Origin of the sequence: Spiribacter sp. 2438, assembly GCF_009676705.1 — a bacterium.
Taxonomy (GTDB): domain Bacteria; phylum Pseudomonadota; class Gammaproteobacteria; order Nitrococcales; family Nitrococcaceae; genus Spiribacter.
Genome location: NZ_CP046046.1, coordinates 123908 through 146115, shown reverse-complemented (window position 1 = coordinate 146115; position 22208 = coordinate 123908). Strand labels below are relative to the sequence as shown.

Sequence of the window (22208 nt, the reverse complement as noted above, 5' to 3'; positions counted from 1 at the left end):
GCTCGGGTGGCTGAAGAATGAACCGGGAAGGCGATGAATTGAAGACGGACCCATTACCGCCGGTCATTGTTATCGGCATGCACCGCACCGGCACCAGCCTGCTCACGCGCATCCTCCAGAGTTTCGGCTTTTTCATGGGCCGACGCTCTACTCGCAACGAAGAGTGCCCATTCACGAACGCCCTCAATGCGTGGGTCTTTCATCAGGCGAATGCCACCTGGGAGCGCCCCGCCGGCGTTGACACCCTGCTGTCTCACCCGCGCATTCGCCCGGTACTCACGGATTATCTCGGCGGCATCACCCGGGGTCCCGCCAGCTGGCGTTACCTGGGACTGCGAAGAGGGCTGAAGCACCGATCCATGCACGGTCAGACCCGACCCTGGGGCTGGAAAGACCCCCGCAACACGTTCACGTTGCCGATATGGCTGGATATTTTCCCCGATGCCCGGGTATTACACATTACCCGCCACGGCGTCGACGTCGCGGAAAGCCTGCGCGCCCGACACCAGGTCGCGTGCCAGGCTGCCATTGATCGTTACCGCAACAACCGGCACTGGCACCTCCGCAACCCCTGGGCTCCGAAACGCCGGGGAGTTGCGCACAATGCGGGCGTTGATGATCTCCACTTTGGACTCAAGCTCTGGCGTACCTACACGGAGCGCGCGCAGTCCCACGTCCGGTCGCTTAGCCATGGCCGGGCCCTCGAGATTCGCTATGAGGATCTCCTCCACAGTCCAGAACAACATCTCGGCGGCGTACTACAGTTCTGCGGGATTACCGTGGGTCCCTCGGTCATCACCCAAACGGCACGGAAAATCCGCCCCGAGCGCGCATACGCATTTCGCCAGAGCGAGGCGCTCCGTGAGTTCGCCCATCAGCAGGCGGAAGACCTGAACGCTCTCGGTTATGATCCCTGAGCCTCGCGAAACGAAGAGGAAGGCAGTGAAAGTCATCTATCTGGTGGGAATGGGCCGAAGCGGCTCGACGCTCCTGGATATTCTCCTGGGCTCCCACAGCAACATCCGCGCCCTGGGCGGTATTCGCCGGATTGCCAACGAGGCCAAGGCCCGCCGCTGGGGGTTATGACCGCGCCGCACCGCCTCGCCGTCCTGGTCTCCTTCACCGGGGACGGTGGCGTCGAGAACATGATCACCAACCTGCTGCACGGCTTCGTCGCTGAGGGGATGGAGGTGGATCTGATCCTCCTGAAAGCCCGAGGCGGACATCTGGAACGGATTCCACCCGAGGTGCGGGTGGTGCGCCTGGATGTCAGCACGTCGCTGCTTGCCCTGCCGGCGCTGGTCCGTTACCTGCGCCGGGTCCGGCCAACGGCCATGCTGGTCGCCAAGGACCGCGCCAGCCGGATTGCCCTGATCGCGCGCCGCCTCGCCGGCGTGGACACCCGCCTGGTGCTGCGCATGGGCATGCATCTGAGCGGTTCCCTGGCGGGCAAGAGTGCACTGCGGCGCTGGTCCCGTTACCTGCCAGTCCGGCGGCTCTATCCCTGGGCCGACCGCATCGTCACGGTAAGCGAGGCGGTGGCCGATGACCTGTCCACCATCGGCCACATCCCCCGGGATCGCTTCACGGTCATTCGCAATCCGTCCATCCCGGACGACCTGAACACCCGCGCCGCCACCCCGGTGGACCACCCGTGGCTGCAACCGGACTCAACCATCCCGGTGATCTTGGGCGTGGGGCGGCTGACGGCACAAAAGGGCTTCCCGACACTGATTCGGGCCTTCGCGAAATTGAGCCAGCAGCGTACGTTGCGGCTCATCATTCTCGGCGAGGGGCCGGAGCGTCAGGCATTGCAAACACTCTGTCGCAAGCTGGGTATTGACGACCAGGTGCAGCTTCCAGGCTTTCAGGCCAATCCTCACGCCTGGATGGCGAGAGCCTCGCTATACGTGCTCTCCTCGCGTTACGAGGGCTCGCCGAACGCCCTGGTGGAGGCGATGGCGCTTGGCACACCGGCGGTGGCCACCGACTGCCCCAGCGGGCCGGCAGAGATCACGGACCATGGCCGGATTGCTCCGCTGGTGCCGGTGGGCAACCCCGATGCCCTGGCGGCAGCGATGGCGCGCGTCCTTGAGGCGCCGCCCAGCGGCTCGATGCTGCGTGACGCCGTGGCAGCCTACCGGGTTCCCGTGAGCGCGCGACACTACCTGGAGGTTCTGGGCTATCGGGTATAGTGATCCTCTTTGGTGCCGGGCACGATCCCTGGGGGCGGGATGCTGATCTCCTACAGCCGGAATTTTCTGTTCGTGCATATCGCGAAAACCGGAGGGACGAGTGTGCGGGCGGCCCTGCGCCGTTACCGTTGGGGCGGCTGGTACAACGTCCCCCTCGGGCTGGCCAGCCTGGCCAGCCAGATGACCCGGCCCCGCCACAAACTGGGCTTGAAGTTCCCCCGGCATGCCAAGGCCGTGGCGGCGCTGGAGATGCTACCCACCGATGTCTATCAGGGCTTGTTCAAGTTCGCCATCGTGAGAAACCCTTGGGACCTGCAGGTGAGCTCCTACCATCATATCCAGCGGGAGAAGCCCGAGGTCCTTGCCGGCATCACGGGCTTTCATGACTTCCTGAAACTGAAGTTCGACCCGGAGCGTGAATACGACTTCATGCTCGACATCTCGGCGGAGCTACAGCACGAGTATCTGGTTGACCTGCAGGGCAACGTCATCGTTGATTTCATCGGTCGCTACGAAAATCTGCAGGCGGACTTCGCCAGCATTTGCCAGCGCATTGGGGTGCCCGAACCCGACCTGCCCCACCTGCGGCGTGCGCAGGACCGTCAGGACTACCGTGGCTACTACACCGATGAGCTGGCCGAGCTGGTGGCCCACCACTATCGGAGAGATCTCGACATGCTCGGCTACGCGTTTGATGACGCCGACGCCGGGCGCTGAACCGGGATGGACACGAAGGCCCTCGCTCACCGCCGGTTCGATCTGAAGGGCTGCGGAACCCTGTATACCGGTCAACTGATTCACCAGTACCCGGGCAAACGGGCCCTTTACCGGGGGTCACTGAACGGCCAATCCGTGGTGGCAAAGTTTTACCTCTCACCACTGCGCACGGCCTGGGAATGGTGGCGAGGCTCAAAGGGGGCGCGGACGCTTCAACGCTCGGGCATACCCAGCCCGGCGATGCGGTACTCGGGGTTCGAAGCAGCCAGCCGGACCTGGCTCACCGTGGTGGACTGGATCGAAGCCGACCGCTCCTGGCCGCCCTGTCGGAATCCCTTATCGCAAGCCGACCATGAGCTGCTGCTGCGGACCCTCGCCACCCATCACCAGGCGGGCGTGGTTCAGAACGACCTGAACTGGGCGAACTTCATCCCCCGGGACGGGATCCTGTACACCATCGACAGTGACCGGATCCGCCAGCATTCAGCGCCATTGTCCCACCGCCGAACACGCAACAGCCTCCGCCGCCTATACGGCTCCAAGACCCGTTTCACTGAAGAGGAGATCCGGGCCGGCTGGCAGAAGTACTGGCAGATTCGGGGTCAGGATGCCGGCGATACCCGGCGTTTCGTCTCTGCGGTTCAGACTCATCGGCGGCATGTGGGCGAGCGGGTCAGTCGCCGCACGCTCAGGGGCTGGAAATACTATGTCCGCCAACGGGGCACCCGCACCCTGTTGGTTGCCCACGGTCGCCGGGTGGATCCCGACCAGCGTGAGCGGCTCCGCGGCCTCTCAGCGCCGTCACCCGCTTGTGACCACCAAAACCCATCCCTGGGCTGGCCCACCGAGCCCGGCACCTTTTGTGCGGGCTCCGGCCGGCTGCAATACCATGCCGGGTCCACCCTGGAGCGACTGCACACCGGGAACACCCCGAAGGCGGTCTGGTTCCGGGCCGCCGTCGCCCGACGGCTGCGGCTGCCAGTAGAAGGGCCGCTGGGATTTTTTCAGGTCGCCACCGGCCCCGCCCGCCGAGGCGGTTACGTGGTCTTCCGCGCCCGGGCTCAGCAGGGCCTGCAGCAAGCGCTGGAAGAGGGCCTGGTCTCGCCAGAGGAAGCCCTGGCCCAATGCCGTGCCCTATTAAGCTCCCTGGCAGCGGCACGCATGCCGCACCCGTCCCTGGCACTGGAGGGACTCGGATGGGGCCGTCAACGGGTGATCCTGCTGGATATCCGCGGCCTCCATCTGGCCGCGCGATGGGGTAAACCACCACGGCTCGCCCGCGACCTGCCGCTTTTCCGGGAACTCGCCGCACAGTTGCAAAAACCCACCCGTGAGATCCGCCGGCAGCTGGTGGACTGAGGCGTCACGCCCTACGTCGCCCCCTCGCCCCCCATCACCCGCGCCCACACCGCCGACACGGCGCCCTGCACCGAGGCCACCTCATCGGGGGCCACCCGCGTGGGCTGCTCCTGAAGGGTGAGCCGGTGCACCAGGCCGCGGTAGTGCCGATAGGCATCCGCCAGGATCTGGGTCTGCCCGCCGCTGAACTCACCAGCCCGCTCGAGCTCATCCAGCAGGCGGATATTATCGGTGTAGCGCAGCAGGCCGGCATAGTCCGAGGCTCCCGCCAGCACGCCGTACTGCACCATGAATTCGATGTCGGCGATGCCGCCGCGGTCCTGCTTGAGATCAAACGCATCAGCCCGGGTTGAGCCGAGCTCCTTTCGCATCCGCTCGCGCATGTGGCCGACTTCCTCGCGCAGTGTCTCGCGCGGCCGGGACCGGGTCAGGATTTCACGGCGCACGGCGCGGAACCCGGCGCGCAGCGTCGGCCCGCCCGCCACCATGCGGGCCCGCACCAGGGCCTGGTGCTCCCAGGTCCAGGCGCGCTCCCGCTGATAGTCGGCAAAGGCGTCCAGGCTGCTGGTGAGGAGGCCGGACTGGCCACTGGGCCGCAACCGGGTGTCCACCTCGTAGAGAATGCCCCCCGGCGTGGGCGTGCTCAGAATGTGAATGATGCGCTGGGCCAGACGGGCAAAAAACACCGCCGGCTCCACCGGCTTGTCCCCGGTGGTGGCCGTGCCCGCCGGCACCGCATCATGCAGAAACACCACATCCAGGTCCGAGCCATAACCGAGCTCCAGTGACCCCAGCTTGCCATAGGCCACCACACCGAAATCCGCCACCTGGCCGTCGGCGCGCAGGGGCTCGCCGTAGCGCTGACTGACCTGTCGCCAGGCCAGGGTCAGCACCCGGTCCAGCACCACCTCGGCGATGTCGGTCAGATAATCGCTGACCAGCATCACCGGGATGGCGCCGGCCAGGTCCGCCGCGGCCACATGCAGCACCTGGGCCTGCTTGAAATGGCGCAGGATCTCCATCTGCTGCTCCAGATCATCCCGATCCGCCGTCGCCATGCGGGCATCCAGCTCGGCGCTCAGCGCCGTACGACTGAGCGGCGCATACAGGGTGCGCGGATCCAGCAGCTCATCCAGCAGCATGGGATGCAGCGACAGATAGCGGGCGATCCACGGACTGCCGCCCACCAGCCGCACCAGCTGGGACACCGCCAGGGGGTGCTCGTTAAGAAGCGCCAGATAGGCGGTGCGCCGGACAATCCCGTCCAGCAGGGTAATCAGCCGGTCCAGCACCACATCCGGCTGGCTGGTGCCCACCACCGCCGCGATCAGCATGGGCATCAGCCGATCCAGCCGGGTTCGGCCCTGATCAGAGAGGGCCCGCACCCGGGCCCCGTCCCGAAAACGCTGCAGTTGGGTGAGTGCGGCCGCCGGGTCGGCAAAGCCCGCCTCCTGCAGCACCGTAATGGCCAGGTCATCCTCGAGCACGCCGTGCCAGGTATCGGCGAAGTCCGGTTCGTCGGTGGCCTCCGCCTCGTCTTCCTGCTGGGGCGCCACGAACACCTGATCGAAGTGACCCTGCACCCGGCGGCGCCAGCCCCCCAGGGTTTCGGTCAGCGCGGTCCAGCTGGGCTCGCCCATGGCCAGGACCAGCCGCTCCCGATCCACCGGGTCCGACGGCAGGTCATGGGCCTGACGGTCATGCATGGCCTGAATACGGTTCTCGATCACCCGCAGATAGCGATAGCCCGCGGTCAAATCCGCCTGGGCATGGGCCGGGATCAGCGCCTGCTGGGCCAGATAGGCCAGCACCGGCTGCAGGCCCCGCTGGCGCAGCGCCGGCTCCTGACCCCCACGAATCAGCTGAAACGCCTGGGCAATGAATTCCACTTCGCGGATGCCACCCCGACCCAGTTTGACGTTGTCCGCCAGCCGCCGGCGTCTCACCTCCCGGGCAATCATCGCCTTCATGTCCCGCAGGGATTCCAGGGCGCCGTAATCGAGATACCGGCGGTAGACAAACGGCGAGAGGGATTCCAGCAGCGCATGGCCGGCGGCCTGGTCGCCGGCCACCACCCGGGCCTTGATCAGGGCATAACGCTCCCACTCCCGGCCCTGTTCCAGGAAATAGAGCTCCATGGCCGGCACGCTCATGGCCAGCGGGCCACTCTCGCCGTAGGGGCGCAGCCGCATGTCCACCCGAAAGCACTGACCGTCGGCCGTCTGCTGGTCCAGCGCGGCGATGAGGGAACGACCCAGCGCCAGGAAGAACTGCTCGTTGGGCTTGTCCCGATCGGTCAGCCCCGGCTCCGGATAGGCAAAGATCAAATCAATGTCCGAGGAAAAGTTGAGCTCGCGACCGCCCAGCTTGCCCATGCCCAGCACCATCATCCGCTGGGCCTCCCCGGCGCTATCCCGGGGGACGCCCATCTTCCCGCAAAGCCGCTGATAGAGCCATTCCAGGGCTTCGTCGATGAGCCCGTCCGCAAGCTCCGAAAGGGCCTCCAGCACCTCGTCCAGATCCGCCCGGCCGCTGAGATCCCGCCAGGCGATCCGCAACATCTCCCGGGCGCGGAAGCGACGCAGGATGCGATGCAGGTCCGCCTCGGCCTCGACCTCCGCCAGCGCCGCCTGCAGGCGCCGGCGGTATTCACCGGCGGGGTAGGCACGACCCAGGTCACCATTGTCCGCCAGCGCTGCCAGCACCGCCGGATCCCGCAGACAGATTCGCGAGGTGAACTCGCTCATGGCCCACACCCGCGGCAACTCGGCGAGCACTGCCTCGTCGCGGGGCAGAGGGGCGTCATCCGCGAGGCGCTCCAGGGCCACTTCCACCGGCGTCCGGAGCACTTCAGGGAGATCGGCAAGCGCCGTGCGAAGCGGCGCGGGGGCGTTATCAATGTTCATGGCGGCAGCTTAGCGACGGCGTCGGATGGTCACAATCAGCCCGCTGCCACTGCCCACAAAAAAGCCCCGCCGAAGCGGGGCTTGGCTGGCCTACCGGCCCGGATGGGGCCGGTGGGTTGCCGGGGGACTGATTACATCATGCCGCCCATGCCACCCATGCCGTCCATGCCACCCATGCCGGCACCGGCGTCACCCTTTTCTTCCGGGTGCTCGGCCACCATGCACTCGGTGGTGATCAGCAGACCGGAGACCGAAGCCGCGTTCTGCAGGGCGGTGCGGGTCACCTTGGTGGGGTCAAGGATGCCCATCTCCACCATGTCGCCGTACTCCTCGGACTGGGCGTTGTAGCCGAAGTTGCCTTCGCCGGCTTCGACCTTGTTCACCACCACCGAGGCGTCTTCGCCGCAGTTGTAGACGATCTGGCGAAGCGGCTCCTGCAGGGCCCGGCGCACGATGCTGACACCAACGTCCTGGTCGCTGTTGTCGCCGCTGAGATCACTCAGACCCTTGAGGGTGCGCAGCAGCGCCACGCCACCACCAGGCACGATGCCTTCTTCCACCGCAGCGCGGGTGGCGTGCAGGGCGTCTTCGACGCGGGCCTTCTTCTCCTTCATCTCGATCTCGGAGCCGGCCCCGACCTTGATCACGGCCACACCGCCGGCGAGCTTGGCCACCCGCTCCTGGAGCTTCTCGCGGTCGTAGTCGCTGGTGGAATCCTCGATCTGGGTACGGATCTGGTCGACACGCGCCTTAATGTCTTCGGCACGGCCACCGCCGTTGACCACGGTGGTCTCTTCCTTGGAGACGTTGATCTTCTTGGCGGTACCCAGGTCGTCCAGGGTGGCCTTCTCCAGGGTCAGACCCACTTCTTCGGAGATCACGGTGCCTCCGGTCAACACGGCGATGTCCTGAAGCATGGCCTTGCGACGATCACCAAAGCCCGGCGCCTTGACGGCGGCGACCTTGACGATGCCCCGCATGCTGTTCACCACCAGGGTCGCCAGCGCCTCGCCCTCGATGTCCTCGGCGACGATCAGCAGCGGACGGCTGGACTTGGCGACGTTCTCCAGCAGCGGCAGGAGATCACGGATGTTGGAGATCTTCTTGTCGCACAGCAGGATATAGGGGTCTTCCAGCTCGGCGGACATGCTCTGCTGGTTGTTGATGAAGTACGGGCTCAGGTACCCACGGTCGAACTGCATGCCCTCGACCACGTCAAGCTCGTTCTCCAGGCCACTGCCTTCCTCGACGGTGATCACGCCTTCCTTGCCCACCTTCTTCATGGCGTCGGCGATGATCTCGCCAATGGCCCGGTCGGAGTTGGCGGAAATGGAGCCCACCTGGGCGATGGCGGTGTCGGTCTCGCAGGGCTTGGACAGCTTGGAGAGCTCTTCCACCGCGGCGGTCACGGCCTTGTCGATGCCGCGCTTGAGATCCATCGGGTTCATGCCGGCGGCCACGGCCTTCATGCCCTCACGCAGGATGCCCTGGGCCAGCACGGTGGCGGTGGTGGTGCCGTCGCCGGCGGCGTCGGAGGTCTGGGAAGCCACTTCCTTGACCATCTGCGCGCCCATGTTCTCAAACTTGTCGGTCAGCTCGATTTCCTTGGCCACGGACACACCGTCCTTGGTGACGGTGGGAGCGCCAAAGGACTTCTCGAGCACCACATTGCGGCCCCGCGGGCCCAGGGTGACCTTGACCGCGTTGGCCAGGACGTTCACGCCGGCGGCCATCCGCTGACGGGCGTCGTCACCGAAGCGTATATCTTTCGCTGCCATCTCTGTTTTTCCTCTCGATTCGGTTAACGGTTTGGTTCGGTTGGGGCAGAGAGGTGATTAACCCTCGATCACTGCCATGACGTCGTCCTCGCGCATGACGAGCACGTCTTCCTCACCGACCTTGACCTCGGTGCCGGAGAACTTGCCGAACAGCACTTTGTCTCCCACCTTGACGTCCAGGGCACGGACTTCGCCGTTGTCCAGGCGCTTGCCGTTGCCCACGGCCACTACCTCGCCGCGGATGGGCTTCTCGGTGGCGGTGTCCGGGATGACGATGCCACCCGGTGTGGTGCGCTCTTCTTCCATGCGCTTGACGACGACTCGATCGTGTAGCGGGCGAAGATTCATTCTCCTGTCTCCCTTGATATTGACGGTTGTAAGAACCGGTGCCGGCTGTTAGCACTCGCACCCGGTGAGTGCTAATGATAGTGACGAAAACATCGCCGTCAATACCCGGTGCGGGAATTGAAGCCGGCGATGATAGAATTCGGGGCTGATCAACAGGAGGCGACATGCCGCAGCGACTGGTGACTTTCATTACCTGTGCCGAACAGAGCGTGGCCGATGAACTGGCCCGGGCGCTGGTGGAGCGCCACCATGCCGCCTGCGTCAACATCATTCCGGGCTTGACCAGCGTCTACCGCTGGGAAGGGCGCATCGAACAGGCCGGCGAGTGGCTGCTGGTGGCCAAGACCACCGACGACGCCTACGCCGGCCTGGAGGCCTGTGTCCTCGACCTGCACCCGGATGACCTGCCGGAAATCGTGGCCATGCCCATCGACAAGGGACTGCCCGGTTATCTCGGCTGGATTGACAGCGAGACCCGGAAACCCCGATGAACCGCTTATTTCACGGTCGGGCAAGGCTGGCGGCGCTGCTGGCCGCCTTGCTGATGACGCTGGCGCTGCCGGCCGCGGGCCAGAGCCTGGGGGGGCTTTTCGGTGGCGGCAGCGGCGACCAGGTCCTGCCGGTGGAGCAGGCCTTCCCGGTGTCGGTGTCGCAGCCGGCCGCCGACCAGCTGGAGGTTCATGTCGACGTCCATGACGGCTATTACCTCTACCGGCAGAGCGTCGCCGTGCTGGTGGACGGCGAGCGCCTGGATGCCGATCGCCTCGACCTGCCTCGGGGAGTGGTCAGGGAAGACGAATTCTTCGGCCGGCAGCTGGTCTGGGTTGAGCCTGAGACCCTGACCGCGGCACTGCCGGCGGCCGTGGAGGGCTCGACACCGGTCACCATTTACCTGCAGGGCTGCTCGGAATCCGGCGTCTGCTATCCGCCCTATCGTGTCGAGACCACCGCCGCCGGCGGCGCAACCGACTACGCCATCAACCCCACGGCTCCCACCCTGGTGGAAGACGCGGTGGACGGCCAGGATTTCCCGACGGCTCGAGCGGATGACTCGGTCCGGACACCGGCGGGGCCGGTGGGCGAGGCCGGCCGCCTGGAGCGGCTGCTCACCGAGGCAACCCTTCCCGCCATCCTCGGCGGGTTCTTCCTGGCCGGGCTGCTGCTGGCCTTCACTGCCTGCCTCTACCCGATGATTCCCATCCTTTCGGGGCTGATTGCCGGTGACCCCCACCGCAGCGGCAGCCGGCGGGCCTTCGGCCTGTCCCTGGTCTACGTTCAGGCCACCGCCATCACCTATGCGCTTGCCGGCGTGGCGGCCGGACTCACCGGTGCCGCGGTCCAGGCCGACCTGCAATCGCCCTGGGTCCTGGGCAGCTTTGCCGCCCTGCTGGTGATTCTGGCCCTGGGCATGTTCGGGGTCTACGAGCTGCGCATGCCCGCGGGCCTGCAGACCCGCCTGACCCAGCTTTCCAACCGGCAGAAAGGCGGCACCCTGGTGGGGGTGGCCCTCATGGGGATGCTCTCGGCCCTGATCGTCGGCGCCTGCTCCGGACCGGCCCTGATTGCCGCCCTGGTGTTCATTGGCACCACCGGCGATGCCTGGCTGGGCGGGCTGGCGCTGTTCACCCTGGCCAATGGCATGGGCCTGCCCCTGCTGCTGATTGGCACCGCCGCCGGCCGCTGGCTGCCACGCAGCGGCCCCTGGATGCAGGTGGTGCGGGGGCTGTTCGGCATCGGCTTTCTGGCGGTGGCCCTGTGGATGCTGGAGCGCTTCCTGCTGGGCCCCGTCACCCTCGGGCTCTGGGGGGTTCTGCTGATTGGGGCCGGCGTGTGGCTTGGCGCCCTTGACCGGCTGGAAAGCGGCGTCAACCCGCTGCAGCGCCTGGGGAAAACCCTCGGCCTGGTGCTGTTGTTATGGGGCGGCTTCAGCCTGCTGGGGGCGGCCACCGGCGGCAATGATGTGCTGCGCCCGCTCGCCGGAGCCAACCTGACGGGCTCGGCCCAGGAGGAGTCCCGCAAGCTGGCGTTTCTGGACATTGACAGCCCCGCCGATCTGGATCGCGCCATGGCCGATGCCCGGGCGGCGGGCCGACCGGTGATGGTGGATGTGTACGCCGACTGGTGTGTGTACTGCATTCAGCTGGAGCAGCGCACCCTCACCGACCCGCGGGTCCATGAGGCGGTGGCCGATGCGATGCTGCTGCGGGCGGATGTTACCGCCATGAACGATGATCACCGCGCACTCCTTCGCCGTCTCGAGGTCTATCTGCCGCCGGCCATCATTTTTTATGACGTCCACGGTCAGGAGAATCGGGATGTACGCGTGGTGGGATTCGTGGACGCCGAGGAATTCGTCCAGCGCGCCCGATTCGGGCTGGGCGGAGGATAGATCATGAGCAGTGGCGTGCGCACGGCGGTGACCATCCTGCTGGCGGCGGTGATTGGCGCCGCCAGCGGAATCCTCGCGGTTTACTGGTTTCAGCAGGGCGGTGAACCGGACGCGCCGCCGCGGCCGGCGTTCACCCTGCCCGATCTTGACGGCGAGCGTCGCAGCATCAGCGAGTGGGACGACCACATTGTGGTGCTGAACTTCTGGGCGACCTGGTGCGCGCCCTGCCGTGAAGAAATTCCGCTATTCACCCGCCTTCACGAAGAGTTCGCCGACCGGGACGTCCGGTTCCTGGGGGTGGCCATCGATGACCCCGAGCCCATTCGGACGTTCCTGGGCGAAGTCCGCATGGGCTACACCACACTGTACGGCATGGAGACTGCGCTGGATGTCACGGCGGCGTATGGCAATGAACGGGGCACGCTGCCCTACACGGTGATCATCAGCCGTGATGGCCGGATTCTGCAGCGATTCAGCGGCCAGCTGCATGAGGAAGACCTGCGTCCGGTGCTACTGGATCTGACCTCTTCCGCCAACTAATCTGCGGCGAAATCGCCGGCATTGGTGCCGAGCGTGGACAAAAAACTCCCGAATGGGGGAGAATCGCGCATCGAACGGGATCGGGGATCTGCTTGTGACGATGCGCGTACTGGTCATCCATGGACCCAACCTCAATCTGCTGGGCCAGCGAGAGCCGGACGTCTACGGCCACACCAACCTCGACACCATTAACGAGCGCCTGCTGTCACTGGCCTCCCGGGACGGCATCAGCCTCGAGACTTTCCAGAGCAACGCCGAGCACGAGCTGGTGGACCGGGTGCAGCGCGCGGCCCGCGAGAGCGTGGATGGCCTGATCATCAACCCCGCCGCCTTCACCCACACCAGTGTTGCCCTGCGGGATGCGCTTACCGGCACCGGCCTGCCGTTCATTGAAGTGCACCTGTCCAACATCCATGCCCGCGAGACGTTTCGCCGGCATTCCTATTTTTCCGACATTGCCCGCGGCGTCATCGCCGGCCTCGGCCCTCTGGGCTACGAGCTGGCGCTTCAGGCCCTGCGGACACTGCCCCTACAGGACTGATTAATGGATATTCGCAAGATCAAGCGACTCATCGAGCTGCTGGACGAATCCGGCGTCAATGAAATCGAAATTCACGAGGGCGAGGAGAGCGTTCGCATCAGCCGGGCCGGCACACCCGCCGCCGCGCCGGTGGCCGCCCCCGCGCCGCCGGTGGCAACGCCGACCACCGCCGCGCCAGCGGCTGACCAGGCCAGCACCGAAGCCCCGGCAGACCTGGGAGGCCATCCGGTCCGCTCCCCCATGGTGGGGACGTTCTATCGCGCGCCGTCCCCCGAGTCCGAGCCATTCGTGGAAGAGGGGCAGACGGTCAATGCCGGCGACACGCTATGCATCATCGAAGCCATGAAGATGCTCAACCAGATCGAGGCGGACCGCAGCGGCACCGTCCGCCGCGTGCTGCTGGAAAACGGACAGCCGGTGGAGTTCGACCAGCCGCTGTTCATCATCGAGTAGGGCCCGCGTCATGATCCAGAAGGTTCTCATCGCCAACCGCGGCGAAATCGCCCTGCGCATTCTTCGCGCCTGCCGGGCCCTGGACATCGCCACGGTGGCCGTGCACTCAACCGCCGATCGGGATCTCAAGCATGTCCGGCTGGCCGATGAGTCGGTCTGCATCGGCGGCCCGCCGTCAGCGGAAAGCTACCTGAACATTCCGGCGATTATCAGCGCCGCCGAGGTCACCGACGCCGACGCCATCCATCCCGGCTTCGGATTCCTGTCGGAAAACGCCGACTTCGCCGAACGGGTGGAGGAGTCCGGGTTCCGGTTCATCGGCCCCCGGGCGGAAACCATCCGTCTGATGGGCGACAAAGTGTCCGCCATCGAGGCCATGAAAAAAGCCGGCGTGCCCTGCGTCCCCGGCTCCGATGGGCCCCTGAGCGACGATGACGCCCATAACCTGCGGCTCGGCGAGCAGATCGGCTACCCGGTGATCGTCAAGGCCGCGGCGGGCGGCGGCGGGCGCGGCATGCGGGTGGTCCACGACGCCGACGATCTGCTCCATGCCATTTCGGTGACCCGCACCGAGGCCACCAACGCCTTTGGCAGCCGCGTGGTCTACATGGAGAAATATCTGGACGACCCGCGCCACATCGAAATCCAGGTGCTGGCCGACGAACAGGGCCATGCGGTCCATCTGGGCGAGCGGGACTGCTCCATGCAGCGCCGTCACCAGAAGGTCATCGAAGAGAGCCCGGCGCCAGGCATCACCGCGGCGGAACGGGCCGACATCGGCGCTCGCTGCATTGCCGCCTGTCAGCGTCTGGGCTATCGCGGTGCCGGCACCTTCGAATTTCTCTACCAGGATGGCGAGTTCTACTTCATCGAAATGAACACCCGCATCCAGGTGGAGCACCCGGTGACGGAAATGGTGACCGGTCGTGATCTGGTGGCCGAGCAGATCCGTGTCGCCGGCGGGGAGGCGCTCTCATTCAGCCAGGACGACATCGAATTCCGCGGTCACGCCATTGAATGCCGAATTAACGCCGAGGACCCGGAGCGGTTCATTCCGTCACCCGGCCAGATCAACCTCTACCATCCGCCGGGCGGGCCGGGAATCCGGGTGGACTCTCACGTCTACACCGGCTACGTGGTGCCGCCGCACTATGACTCGATGATTGGCAAGATCATTGCCTGGGGCGAGGACCGCCCCAGCGCCATCGCCCGCATGCGGACCGCGCTCAGCGAGCTGGTGATCGAGGGCATTCAGAGCAATCGTCTGCTGCACCTCAACCTGATGGCCGATCCGGGCTTCCGGGCCGGCGGAGCCAACATTCACTATCTGGAGAAAAAGCTCAACCTGCGGTGAGGGGCGATCAACCCAGCAGCATGCGCACGCCCACCAGCAGCAGGAATGCGGCAAACCCCCGCCGTAGCCAGTGGGCGGGCAGGCGCGATGCCAGTCGGGCGCCCAGCGGCGCGGTGATCACACTGGCCACGGCAATGCCCGCCACCGCGGGCCAGTAGACATAGCCGGTGCTCCAGGCCGGCAGCTGGTCCTGGCCGGTGCCGACGACGATGAAACCCACCGAGCCCGCCAGCGCGATGGCGACATTGCCCACCGCCGAGGTGCCCACGGCCCGGCGCATTTCCGCGCCGGTCCAGGCCATGAACGGCACGGTCATGGTGCCGCCACCAATCCCTAGCAGACCCGACAGGGTGCCAATGAGGCCACCCACCCCGGCGACCACCGGCGGGGGCGGCATCTGACGACCCTCGGGCACCCGCCCGCTGAAAATCATTCGGGCCGAGAGCAACAGCAGGAATGTGCCAAAGATGATCTGCAGGGTGCGCCCGGGCATGGCCACCGCCAGCTGTGCTCCCACCACGGCGCCACTCATCAGCCCCAGCAAAAGCCACGGCAGCACCGAACCGACGATATTGCCCAGTCGCCAGTGGGCCTGAGCCGACGACAGGCCGGTGGCGATAATCGTCGCCAGCGAGCTCGCCACGGCCAGTGGCATGGCCACGTCCAGGGCGTAGCCCTGGGCCACCAGGACCGCCAGCAGCACCGGCACCACGATCAGCCCGCCACCGATGCCCAGCAGCCCGGAGAAAAGGCCCACGGCAACGCCGGCGGCCAGATAGATGAACAGACTCAGCAAGGCTTTCCCCGGCCAATGCGAAGCCGCGGATTATGACAGATAACGGTCCCCCGGCGCTTTGCTCTACAATGCCAGCCATCGCAGCAGCATGAATTGGAGCGGGAGGACATGCGGATCAAAAGCGTCTGCATCATGGGCGGCACGGGGTTCATCGGGCGCCAGATCGCCAACCGACTGGCCAATACGCCGGTGTCCATCAAGGTGCTGACCAGCCGCCGCGAGCGCAATCGCCACCTGCTGCCCATCCCCAACCTGCAGCTGATCGAGGCCGATGTGCACGACCCGCAGCAGCTTCAGCATCATCTGGCGGATGTCGATGCGGTCATCAACCTGGTGGCAATTCTCAACGAAGACAACAAGCCCGGTCGGCGATTCGAGGACGTTCACGTTCAGCTGGTGGAAAAACTGCTGGTGGCCTGCCGCGACAACGGCGTCCGCCGCCTGCTGCATGTCAGCGCCCTGGGCGCCGATCCGGAGGGCCCCAGCCGCTATCAGCGCACCAAGGGCGAGGGTGAACAGCTGGCCCTCGCCGCCAACGGCGACGACCTGGCGGTGACGGTATTCCAGCCCTCGGTGGTGTTCGGTCCGGCGGACAGCTTTCTGAACACCTTTGCCAGTGTGCTACGAATCGCGCCGTTCATGCCGCTGCCGACCCCCGACGCCCGCTTTCAGCCGGTGTATGTGGACGATGTGGCCGCCGCCATCCAGACCACTTTTGAGGATCGGAGCAGCTTTGGGCAGCGCTACGAGCTGGGTGGCCCCACCGTCTACACGCTGGAGGAGCTGGTCCGCTACGTCGCCACGCTGCTGGACAAGCGTCGCCTCATTGTCGGACTGCCGGACGGGCTGTCACGGCTGCAGGGGCGGATCCTGCAGCACTTCCCGGGCAAGCCCTACACCTATGACAACTACCTCTCCACCCGGGTGGACAACGTCTGTCAGCACAACGGGCTGCCGGACCTGGGCATTCATCCCACCGCGCTGGAAGCGGTGGCACCCGGCTATCTGGGCAGCGGCAACAGTCGCTGGCGATACGATGAGTGGCGGCGCGAGGCCGGCCGGGACAACTGAACATCGCCATGACACCACCGGCGCCAACGACCTATGAAGTCGGCGGAGCCGTGCGGGATGCCCTGCTCGGACTGCCGGTGGACGAGCGCGACTGGGTGGTGGTGGGCGCCACCCCGGATGACATGGTGCGGCAGGGCTTTCGCCCGGTGGGCCGGGATTTCCCGGTGTTTCTGCACCCCGAAACGGGCGAGGAATACGCCCTGGCCCGCACCGAGCGCAAAGTGGCGCCCGGCTACCGGGGGTTCGAGTTTCATGCTAGCCCCGACATCACCCTCGAAGCGGATCTCGCCCGCCGCGACCTGACCATCAACGCCATGGCCCGGGACACCGACGGCCGCCTGGTAGACCCCTACGGCGGTCAGGCAGACCTCAGGGCCCGGCGCCTGCGCCATGTCTCCGATGCCTTTGGCGAAGACCCGGTGCGTATCCTGCGCCTGGCCCGCTTCGCAGCACGCCTCGCGCCCCTGGGCTTTGAGGTGGCCGAGGAGACCCGAGCCCTCTGCCGGACCATGGTCGAGGCGGGCGAAGTAGATGCCCTGGTGCCGGAACGGGTCTGGAAGGAGACCAGCCGGGCACTGATAGCCGACGCTCCGGGCGCTTTCATTCGGGTGCTGCGGGATTGCGGCGCCCTGGCGGTTCTGCTGCCCGAAGTGGACCAGCTGTTCGGCGTCCCCCAGCCGGCCCGCCACCATCCGGAGATCGACAGCGGCGAGCACACCCTGCTGGCCTTGAGCCAGTCGGTCCGGCTGGACGGCGATCTGCCGGTGCGCTTTTCGGTGCTGGTGCATGACGTGGGCAAGGGGCTCACCCCGGCGTGGATGCTGCCCGGCCATCGGGGTCACGAGGAGCGGGGCGTGCCGCTGGTCGACGCCCTTTGCGAGCGACTGCGGGTGCCCACCGAGTGCCGGGATCTGGCCCGGGGCGTGACCCGTTATCACCTTCAGTGTCACCGGGTGCGGGAGCTCCGCCCGGAAACCCTGCTGCGGCTGCTGCAGGGCATTGACGCCCTGCGACGACCGGAGCGATTAACCGCCTTTATCCGTGCCTGCGAGGCGGACTACCGGGGCCGCCTGGGCCTGGAGGACCGCCCCTATCCCCAGGCGGCCTATCTGCATGAGGCGCTGGAGCGCTGTCTGGCCGTCGACGCCCGGGCATTCGTGGATCAGGGGCTGCGGGGCCCGGCCATCGGCGAGGCCATGGAAAACGCCCGCCGGGAGGCGCTGGAGGCACTTCGGGCGTCGCATCGCTAACCGACGGACCCCGTCCGGGCATCCGCCCACTGTGCGCGGTCGAGCTCGAAGATCTCCAGTGAGGCGTCGACGTCGCGGGGCCGTGGCCCGGCAAACGGCCGAAAGGCCAATCGGGCATCCGGTGTTGCCGCGGCCCTTACTGGTCCGCTGGCCAGAATCGCCGGGCCACGGGCGTAATCACAGAGCCGGGCGGCGGTATTGACCATGGAACCGAAGCTTCCGTACACCCGCCAGCTTTCGCCACCGATGCTGGCCCGCACCACCTCGCCGGCGTGCAGGCCGATGCCCAATGGCACCGGTGAGCCATTACCCGGCGGTTGTCGGGCCCCGTCCAGAATATCCAGGGCGCATTGACAGGCCCGCGCTTCCATCGCCTCGCCCTCGAAGACCGCCATCAGGCCATCGCCCTTGAAGTTTTCGATATAACCCCCGAACTGCTCCAGGGCGCGCGCCTGCTGCGCCATGTGGAGATTCAGGGTGTCCACCAGACGATTCGGATCAATGCTTCGGGACAGCGCAGTGAAGCCCCGAATGTCGGTGAACATCACGCAGGCGGAGATCAGACGGGGCCGTCGCAGCAGTTTGTCAACTTCCGGCCCGGCGTCCAGAACCTCGCGCAGCGGTGGTGATATGTAGCGGTAAAACCAGGTGCCCTGCCCCCAGTGCGGCATCCTTGCCCCCAACCGTTGCCCATCCTTGCTCCCGCTAATTAGTACTAAATTAAATTCTTTGTGCCGACAACCGCTCCCGATGATCGGCGAAAGAAAACCCGGGCAGGGTCAGGGGCAGATGCCGGCCCAGTCCCAGCACCTTGAACCGCTCGCCCATTTCGTCCGGAAACAACAGGGGTTTGGCCTCCTGGGCGAGCTCCGCGGCTCGGTGGGGATCGCCGGCCGCCGCGGCCTCCAGCAGGGCCGGCAGCCCGGCGCCGGCCAGAAAATTGCCCTGGGTGGCGAATCCCAGCACGTCCAGACCCGCTTGCTGGCCCGCCCGGGCCGCCAGGGTGAAGTCCACCGAGGCGGTGATGTCCTGCAGACCCGGCCAGAAAAACGGATCGTCATGGGCCCGGTGGCGATAGTGACAGAGCAGCGTCCCGGTGCCCCGCTGGGGGTGGTAAAACTCGCCGCGGGGATAGCCATAGTCGATCAGCAGCGCGGCCCCGGACTCAAGGCTGTCCGCCAGCGCCTGGACCCACGGGGTCAGCCCGGCACACCACTCCGAGGTGTAGCCGTCGGGCAGGCGCTCGCCCCGATCAGACTCGATGGCCGCCACGGCGGCGCTTAGCTCGGCGTCCGCCGGCCGCTCCCGCCAGCACAGATCCCCCCGGTCATCCACGCCCACTCCCAGCTGATGGACGCCCCGGGGCTGACGACGGAACCGGCGAACCGGCAGGGCGTCCAGCACCTCGTTGGCCAGCACCACGCCCCTCAGCGGCTTATCCGGCAAGCGGTCCAGCCAAGCCACCCGATCCTTCAGCGCCGGCACCCGGGCCTCCAGGGTGGCTGCCTGCCGGGCCCGCAGATCGGCGCTGACTTCCAGAATGAGGTATTGCCGTGGCAGGGCATCCAGCCGGGCCAGTTCGGCGAGCCCATCCGCCGCCATCTGGCCGGTGCCCGCGCCGTATTCCAGCACGGTGTCGCCATGGCAGCCTTCGAGAATTCGGGCCACCTCCCGGGCCAGGGTGCGGGAGAACAGGTCGCTCATCAGCGGCGCGGTGGTGAAGTCACCGCCGGGGCCGAAGCGCTCCTGGCCGGCGCTGTAGTAACCCAGCCCCGGGGCGTAGAGGGCCAGCGCCATGTAGTCGGCAAAATCCAGGCAGCCCCCGGCCATGGCAATGGCCGCGTCAATGCGCTCGCGAAGGGCCTGGCTGTTGGCCGCACCCGCGGCATCCGGCTCCGGCGGGGGCGGCGGCGTCTGACGAGCCACCCTCAGGGCTCCAGCGGGGTGACCAGATCCACCGACACCGGCTGAAACGCCCGGCTGACGTCGCCGCTTTCCGCGAGCTCCGCCCACAGGTCCCCGTAGCGCCGGCCGTCCACGGGATGCCGCTCGTCGGGCGCCAGATCGGCCAGGGGCTTGAGAACGAACGCGTACCGGAGGATTTCGTCCCGGGGCAGGATGGGGACGTTGTCCCGCACCTCGTTGCCCAGGGTCAGCAGATCGATGTCCAGGGTCCGGGCACTGAAACGCTCCGCGCCGCGGGTTCGGCCCTGGGCGGTTTCGATTTCCCGGCACGCCGCCGCCAGTTGCTCGGCGGTCTCGTCGGTCTCCAGTCCAGCCACCAGGTTGTAAAAGTCATCACCTTCAAAACCCACCGGCGGATTCTGGTACACCGGCGAAAGATCCAGTGATCCATACCGCTGGCGCAGGGCGTGAACGGCGGCGCGGACGTGATACTCGGGATCGATGTTGCTGCCGATACTCAAATAGGCGCGGGTCATAGAGCCTCTTGCTGACTGCGTTCAATGGTCACACCGACTCCCTGGGCCGCCGGCACGGCACCGGGCTTGTGCAGGGTCAGCTGGACGCGCTGCACCGCCGGATTGTCCAGCGCCTGCATGGCCAGCCGATCCGCCAGGGTTTCGATGAGTTGATAACTGGACTCGGCGGCGGTGCGGGTCAGGGCCTCCGCCAGCCGGGCGTAATCCACCGCGTCCTCCAGCGCATCCGAGCGGGCCGCCGGCGCGGTGTCCACACTCAGCCGCAGGTCGACCCGCAGGCGCTGGGCAAAGGCCCGCTCCCAGTCGTGCACGCCAATCACCGCGCGCAATTCAAGGCCCTGCAAAAAGACGGTGTCCATGGCTCGGCGAGCATTCCACGTCGCAGCAGGCAGCACAAGTCCGCTTGACCCCACCCCGGGCAGCGGGTGGAATGCGCCCATGATAGAGGGGTTGCTGCTGATACTGGGCTATCTGGCGGGGTCGGTGTCCGCCGGCATACTGGTGGCCCGGGCCCTGGGGCTGGGCGACCCCCGGGAGGCGGGCAGCGGCAACCCGGGCGCCACCAATGTGCTGCGTCTGGGCGGCCGGCGGGCCGCGGCGATCACGCTGTTGGTGGATGCCCTCAAGGGCGTCATTCCCGTGCTGATCGCCCACGCGGCCGGCCTGAGTGTGCCGTGGCTGGCCGCCGTGGGGCTGGCCGCGTTCATCGGCCATCTCTATCCGGTGTTTTTCGGCTTTCGCGGCGGCAAGGGCGTGGCCACCGGCTTCGGGGTGCTGCTGGCCTGGTCCTGGCCGGTGGGCGTCGCCGCGCTCCTGACCTGGGCGGTGGCCGCCGGCCTGGTGCGGATCTCCTCGGTGGGGGCGCTGGCGAGCTTTCTGCTGGCCCCGGTCTACTGCCTGGTGCTGGTGGACTCGCCGACCCTGGCCGCTGCCACCGCGGTCATGACCGCGCTGATCGTCTGGCGCCACCGGGGCAACATCCAGCGGCTGATCAACGGCACCGAGGGTCGACTGGGTCGCTCCTAGGCCCCCGGCGGCCGTAGCTCGTCCAGCGGCCATCGGGGCCGGACATCCTCGTCGGCGGTCTCCCGCTCGCCGGCCGCCAGCCGACAGAAACCGGCATAGGCAATCATGGCGCCATTGTCGGTGCAGAACGCGAGACGGGGATAAGCCATCCGCGCGCCCTCCGACGCGGCCACCTCCCGCAGTCGGTGCCGGAGCACCTGGTTGGCACCCACGCCCCCCGCCACCACCACGTGCCCTACGCCGGTCTGGCGCAGGGCACGGCGGATCTTGATGGCGAGGGTGTCCACCACCGCGTCCTGAAACGCCCGGGCCACCGCCGCCCGGGTGTCCGCGCAGTCGTCGTCCACCTCGTCCACGGTATTCACCACCGCGGTTTTCAGGCCGCTGAAGCTGAAGTCCAGCCCCGGCCGATCGGTCATGGGGCGGGGAAAGCGAAACCGCTCCGGGTCACCATCCGCCGCCAGTCGCTCCAGCTGGGGCCCGCCGGGATACGGCAGCCCCAGGCGCTTGGCGGTCTTGTCAAAAGCCTCGCCGGCGGCATCGTCCAGCGACTCGCCCAGCACCTCATAACGACCCATGTCGGCCACCCGGACCAGCAGGGTGTGACCGCCGGAGACCAGCAGGGCCAGAAACGGAAAGGCCGGGGGATCCGCCTCGAGCATGGGGGCCAGCAGGTGAGCCTCCATGTGATGCACCCCCAGCACCGGCCGGTCCAGGGCCCAGCCCAGCCCCCGGGCCACCGCCGCGCCCACCAGCAGCGCACCGGCCAGCCCCGGCCCGCGGGTGTAGGCGATGCCGTCCAGGTCGTGGCGGCTTAACCCGGCCTCGGTGAGGGTCTGCTCCACCAGGGGCACCACCCGCTGGACGTGATCCCGGGAGGCCAGCTCCGGCACCACGCCCCCGTAGACCGCATGGGTGTCCACCTGGCTGTGGAGCTGATGCGCCAGCAGGCCCGCCGTGCCGCTGTAGACCGCGATCCCGGTTTCGTCACAGGAGGTTTCGATGCCCAGAATGTTCATTCGGGTGGATGGCCCCGGCGTCTTT

23 protein-coding genes are annotated in these 22208 nt (G+C 66.9%); 14 read left to right on the top strand and 9 right to left on the bottom strand.

The window, feature by feature from the left end; all coding sequences use genetic code 11:
• Window positions 1–17 precede the first annotated feature (17 nt).
• The 5 genes from GJ672_RS00700 to GJ672_RS00680 are packed head-to-tail and all read left to right on the top strand — an operon-like array spanning window position 18 to window position 4271.
• On the top strand, window positions 18–917 hold the full coding sequence (locus tag GJ672_RS00700) for a sulfotransferase (RefSeq protein ID WP_154295410.1): 900 nt from the start codon (window positions 18–20) through the stop codon (window positions 915–917).
• A gap of 25 nt (window positions 918–942) precedes the next feature.
• A complete protein-coding gene (locus GJ672_RS00695) occupies window positions 943–1086 on the top strand; it encodes a sulfotransferase (RefSeq protein WP_229381896.1) in 144 nt (47 codons plus the stop codon).
• Window positions 1083–2195, top strand: a complete 1113-nt coding sequence (locus tag GJ672_RS00690; protein ID WP_154295409.1) for a glycosyltransferase — start codon at window positions 1083–1085, stop codon at window positions 2193–2195. Before GJ672_RS00695 ends, GJ672_RS00690 begins: the two co-directional genes overlap by 4 nt.
• 39 nt (window positions 2196–2234) lie before the next feature.
• On the top strand, window positions 2235–2912 hold the full coding sequence (locus GJ672_RS00685) for a sulfotransferase family 2 domain-containing protein (RefSeq protein ID WP_154295408.1): 678 nt from the start codon (window positions 2235–2237) through the stop codon (window positions 2910–2912).
• 6 nt (window positions 2913–2918) lie between these two features.
• Entirely contained in the window at window positions 2919–4271 is a 1353-nt protein-coding gene (locus GJ672_RS00680) for a hypothetical protein (RefSeq protein ID WP_154295407.1), read from the top strand.
• 11 nt (window positions 4272–4282) lie between these two features.
• On the opposite strand, the gene glnE is transcribed toward GJ672_RS00680, so the two are convergent.
• From glnE to groES, 3 genes are all read right to left on the bottom strand, one after another.
• Window positions 4283–7177, bottom strand: a complete 2895-nt coding sequence (glnE, locus tag GJ672_RS00675) for a bifunctional [glutamate--ammonia ligase]-adenylyl-L-tyrosine phosphorylase/[glutamate--ammonia-ligase] adenylyltransferase (protein WP_154295406.1) — start codon at window positions 7175–7177, stop codon at window positions 4283–4285.
• A 131-nt stretch (window positions 7178–7308) separates the two neighbouring features.
• Window positions 7309–8955: a chaperonin GroEL gene (gene groL / locus GJ672_RS00670; RefSeq protein ID WP_154295405.1), complete on the bottom strand. Its 1647-nt coding sequence runs from the start codon at window positions 8953–8955 to the stop codon at window positions 7309–7311.
• Window positions 8956–9012: 57 nt separating this feature from the next.
• Window positions 9013–9303, bottom strand: a complete 291-nt coding sequence (gene groES / locus GJ672_RS00665) for a co-chaperone GroES (RefSeq protein ID WP_154295404.1) — start codon at window positions 9301–9303, stop codon at window positions 9013–9015.
• Between the two features lie 164 nt (window positions 9304–9467).
• On the opposite strand from groES, the gene cutA reads away from it, so the two are divergent.
• The 6 genes from cutA (at window position 9468) to accC (ending at window position 14580) form a co-directional block, all read left to right on the top strand.
• Window positions 9468–9794, top strand: coding sequence for a divalent-cation tolerance protein CutA (gene cutA / locus GJ672_RS00660; RefSeq protein ID WP_154295403.1), 327 nt, complete (start codon window positions 9468–9470; stop codon window positions 9792–9794).
• Complete coding sequence (dsbD, locus tag GJ672_RS00655; protein ID WP_154295402.1) at window positions 9791–11692, top strand: protein-disulfide reductase DsbD; 1902 nt, start codon at window positions 9791–9793, stop codon at window positions 11690–11692. The genes cutA and dsbD overlap by 4 nt, the downstream gene beginning before the upstream one ends.
• Window positions 11693–11695: 3 nt before the next feature.
• Window positions 11696–12232 carry a TlpA disulfide reductase family protein gene (locus tag GJ672_RS00650; RefSeq protein ID WP_154295401.1) on the top strand — a complete coding sequence of 179 codons (537 nt, stop codon included), beginning with the start codon at window positions 11696–11698 and terminating at the stop codon, window positions 12230–12232.
• 100 nt (window positions 12233–12332) lie between these two features.
• On the top strand, window positions 12333–12773 hold the full coding sequence (aroQ, locus tag GJ672_RS00645; RefSeq protein WP_154296957.1) for a type II 3-dehydroquinate dehydratase: 441 nt from the start codon (window positions 12333–12335) through the stop codon (window positions 12771–12773).
• Between the two features lie 3 nt (window positions 12774–12776).
• Entirely contained in the window at window positions 12777–13226 is a 450-nt protein-coding gene (accB, locus tag GJ672_RS00640) for an acetyl-CoA carboxylase biotin carboxyl carrier protein (RefSeq protein ID WP_154295400.1), read from the top strand.
• A gap of 10 nt (window positions 13227–13236) precedes the next feature.
• Window positions 13237–14580 (top strand): acetyl-CoA carboxylase biotin carboxylase subunit, encoded by a 1344-nt coding sequence (accC, locus tag GJ672_RS00635; protein ID WP_154295399.1) that lies wholly within the window; start codon window positions 13237–13239, stop codon window positions 14578–14580.
• Window positions 14581–14587: 7 nt separating this feature from the next.
• Here accC and GJ672_RS00630 read toward each other — a convergent pair whose 3' ends face one another.
• Window positions 14588–15376: a sulfite exporter TauE/SafE family protein gene (locus GJ672_RS00630; protein ID WP_154295398.1), complete on the bottom strand. Its 789-nt coding sequence runs from the start codon at window positions 15374–15376 to the stop codon at window positions 14588–14590.
• Between the two features lie 108 nt (window positions 15377–15484).
• On the opposite strand from GJ672_RS00630, the gene GJ672_RS00625 reads away from it, so the two are divergent.
• Together GJ672_RS00625 and GJ672_RS00620 are read left to right on the top strand one after the other, a co-directional pair.
• Complete coding sequence (locus tag GJ672_RS00625; RefSeq protein ID WP_154295397.1) at window positions 15485–16447, top strand: complex I NDUFA9 subunit family protein; 963 nt, start codon at window positions 15485–15487, stop codon at window positions 16445–16447.
• Between the two features lie 8 nt (window positions 16448–16455).
• Window positions 16456–17697, top strand: coding sequence for a multifunctional CCA addition/repair protein (locus GJ672_RS00620; RefSeq protein ID WP_154296956.1), 1242 nt, complete (start codon window positions 16456–16458; stop codon window positions 17695–17697).
• Here the strand turns inward: GJ672_RS00620 and GJ672_RS00615 are convergent.
• Genes GJ672_RS00615 through folB form a run of 4 tightly spaced genes read right to left on the bottom strand, consistent with a single transcriptional unit; the run spans window position 17694 to window position 20497 of the window.
• Window positions 17694–18368 (bottom strand): adenylate/guanylate cyclase domain-containing protein, encoded by a 675-nt coding sequence (locus GJ672_RS00615; RefSeq protein ID WP_154295396.1) that lies wholly within the window; start codon window positions 18366–18368, stop codon window positions 17694–17696. The two genes, GJ672_RS00620 and GJ672_RS00615, sit on opposite strands and share 4 nt — an antisense overlap.
• 49 nt (window positions 18369–18417) lie before the next feature.
• Window positions 18418–19623 carry a class I SAM-dependent methyltransferase gene (locus GJ672_RS00610; RefSeq protein WP_229381895.1) on the bottom strand — a complete coding sequence of 402 codons (1206 nt, stop codon included), beginning with the start codon at window positions 19621–19623 and terminating at the stop codon, window positions 18418–18420.
• A 2-nt stretch (window positions 19624–19625) separates the two neighbouring features.
• A complete protein-coding gene (folK, locus tag GJ672_RS00605; protein WP_154295395.1) occupies window positions 19626–20138 on the bottom strand; it encodes a 2-amino-4-hydroxy-6-hydroxymethyldihydropteridine diphosphokinase in 513 nt (170 codons plus the stop codon).
• Window positions 20135–20497 carry a dihydroneopterin aldolase gene (folB, locus tag GJ672_RS00600; protein ID WP_154295394.1) on the bottom strand — a complete coding sequence of 121 codons (363 nt, stop codon included), beginning with the start codon at window positions 20495–20497 and terminating at the stop codon, window positions 20135–20137. Before folB ends, folK begins: the two co-directional genes overlap by 4 nt.
• 79 nt (window positions 20498–20576) lie before the next feature.
• Between folB and plsY the strand changes: the two genes are divergently transcribed.
• Entirely contained in the window at window positions 20577–21164 is a 588-nt protein-coding gene (gene plsY / locus GJ672_RS00595; RefSeq protein WP_154295393.1) for a glycerol-3-phosphate 1-O-acyltransferase PlsY, read from the top strand.
• Here the strand turns inward: plsY and tsaD are convergent.
• Window positions 21161–22183, bottom strand: a complete 1023-nt coding sequence (gene tsaD / locus GJ672_RS00590) for a tRNA (adenosine(37)-N6)-threonylcarbamoyltransferase complex transferase subunit TsaD (protein WP_154296954.1) — start codon at window positions 22181–22183, stop codon at window positions 21161–21163. The two genes, plsY and tsaD, sit on opposite strands and share 4 nt — an antisense overlap.
• Window positions 22184–22208 lie beyond the last annotated feature (25 nt).

Coding starts and splice junctions, on each gene's coding strand:
- GJ672_RS00700 (WP_154295410.1), top strand. CDS start 18: ATGAACCGGGAAGGCGATGAATTGAAGACGGACCCATTACCGCCGGTC.
- GJ672_RS00690 (WP_154295409.1), top strand. CDS start 1,083: ATGACCGCGCCGCACCGCCTCGCCGTCCTGGTCTCCTTCACCGGGGAC.
- GJ672_RS00685 (WP_154295408.1), top strand. CDS start 2,235: ATGCTGATCTCCTACAGCCGGAATTTTCTGTTCGTGCATATCGCGAAA.
- GJ672_RS00680 (WP_154295407.1), top strand. CDS start 2,919: ATGGACACGAAGGCCCTCGCTCACCGCCGGTTCGATCTGAAGGGCTGC.
- glnE (WP_154295406.1), bottom strand. CDS start 7,177: ATGAACATTGATAACGCCCCCGCGCCGCTTCGCACGGCGCTTGCCGAT.
- groL (WP_154295405.1), bottom strand. CDS start 8,955: ATGGCAGCGAAAGATATACGCTTCGGTGACGACGCCCGTCAGCGGATG.
- groES (WP_154295404.1), bottom strand. CDS start 9,303: ATGAATCTTCGCCCGCTACACGATCGAGTCGTCGTCAAGCGCATGGAA.
- cutA (WP_154295403.1), top strand. CDS start 9,468: ATGCCGCAGCGACTGGTGACTTTCATTACCTGTGCCGAACAGAGCGTG.
- dsbD (WP_154295402.1), top strand. CDS start 9,791: ATGAACCGCTTATTTCACGGTCGGGCAAGGCTGGCGGCGCTGCTGGCC.
- GJ672_RS00650 (WP_154295401.1), top strand. CDS start 11,696: ATGAGCAGTGGCGTGCGCACGGCGGTGACCATCCTGCTGGCGGCGGTG.
- aroQ (WP_154296957.1), top strand. CDS start 12,333: ATGCGCGTACTGGTCATCCATGGACCCAACCTCAATCTGCTGGGCCAG.
- accB (WP_154295400.1), top strand. CDS start 12,777: ATGGATATTCGCAAGATCAAGCGACTCATCGAGCTGCTGGACGAATCC.
- accC (WP_154295399.1), top strand. CDS start 13,237: ATGATCCAGAAGGTTCTCATCGCCAACCGCGGCGAAATCGCCCTGCGC.
- GJ672_RS00625 (WP_154295397.1), top strand. CDS start 15,485: ATGCGGATCAAAAGCGTCTGCATCATGGGCGGCACGGGGTTCATCGGG.
- GJ672_RS00620 (WP_154296956.1), top strand. CDS start 16,456: ATGACACCACCGGCGCCAACGACCTATGAAGTCGGCGGAGCCGTGCGG.
- GJ672_RS00615 (WP_154295396.1), bottom strand. CDS start 18,368: ATGCCGCACTGGGGGCAGGGCACCTGGTTTTACCGCTACATATCACCA.
- folK (WP_154295395.1), bottom strand. CDS start 20,138: ATGACCCGCGCCTATTTGAGTATCGGCAGCAACATCGATCCCGAGTAT.
- folB (WP_154295394.1), bottom strand. CDS start 20,497: ATGGACACCGTCTTTTTGCAGGGCCTTGAATTGCGCGCGGTGATTGGC.
- plsY (WP_154295393.1), top strand. CDS start 20,577: ATGATAGAGGGGTTGCTGCTGATACTGGGCTATCTGGCGGGGTCGGTG.
- tsaD (WP_154296954.1), bottom strand. CDS start 22,183: ATGAACATTCTGGGCATCGAAACCTCCTGTGACGAAACCGGGATCGCG.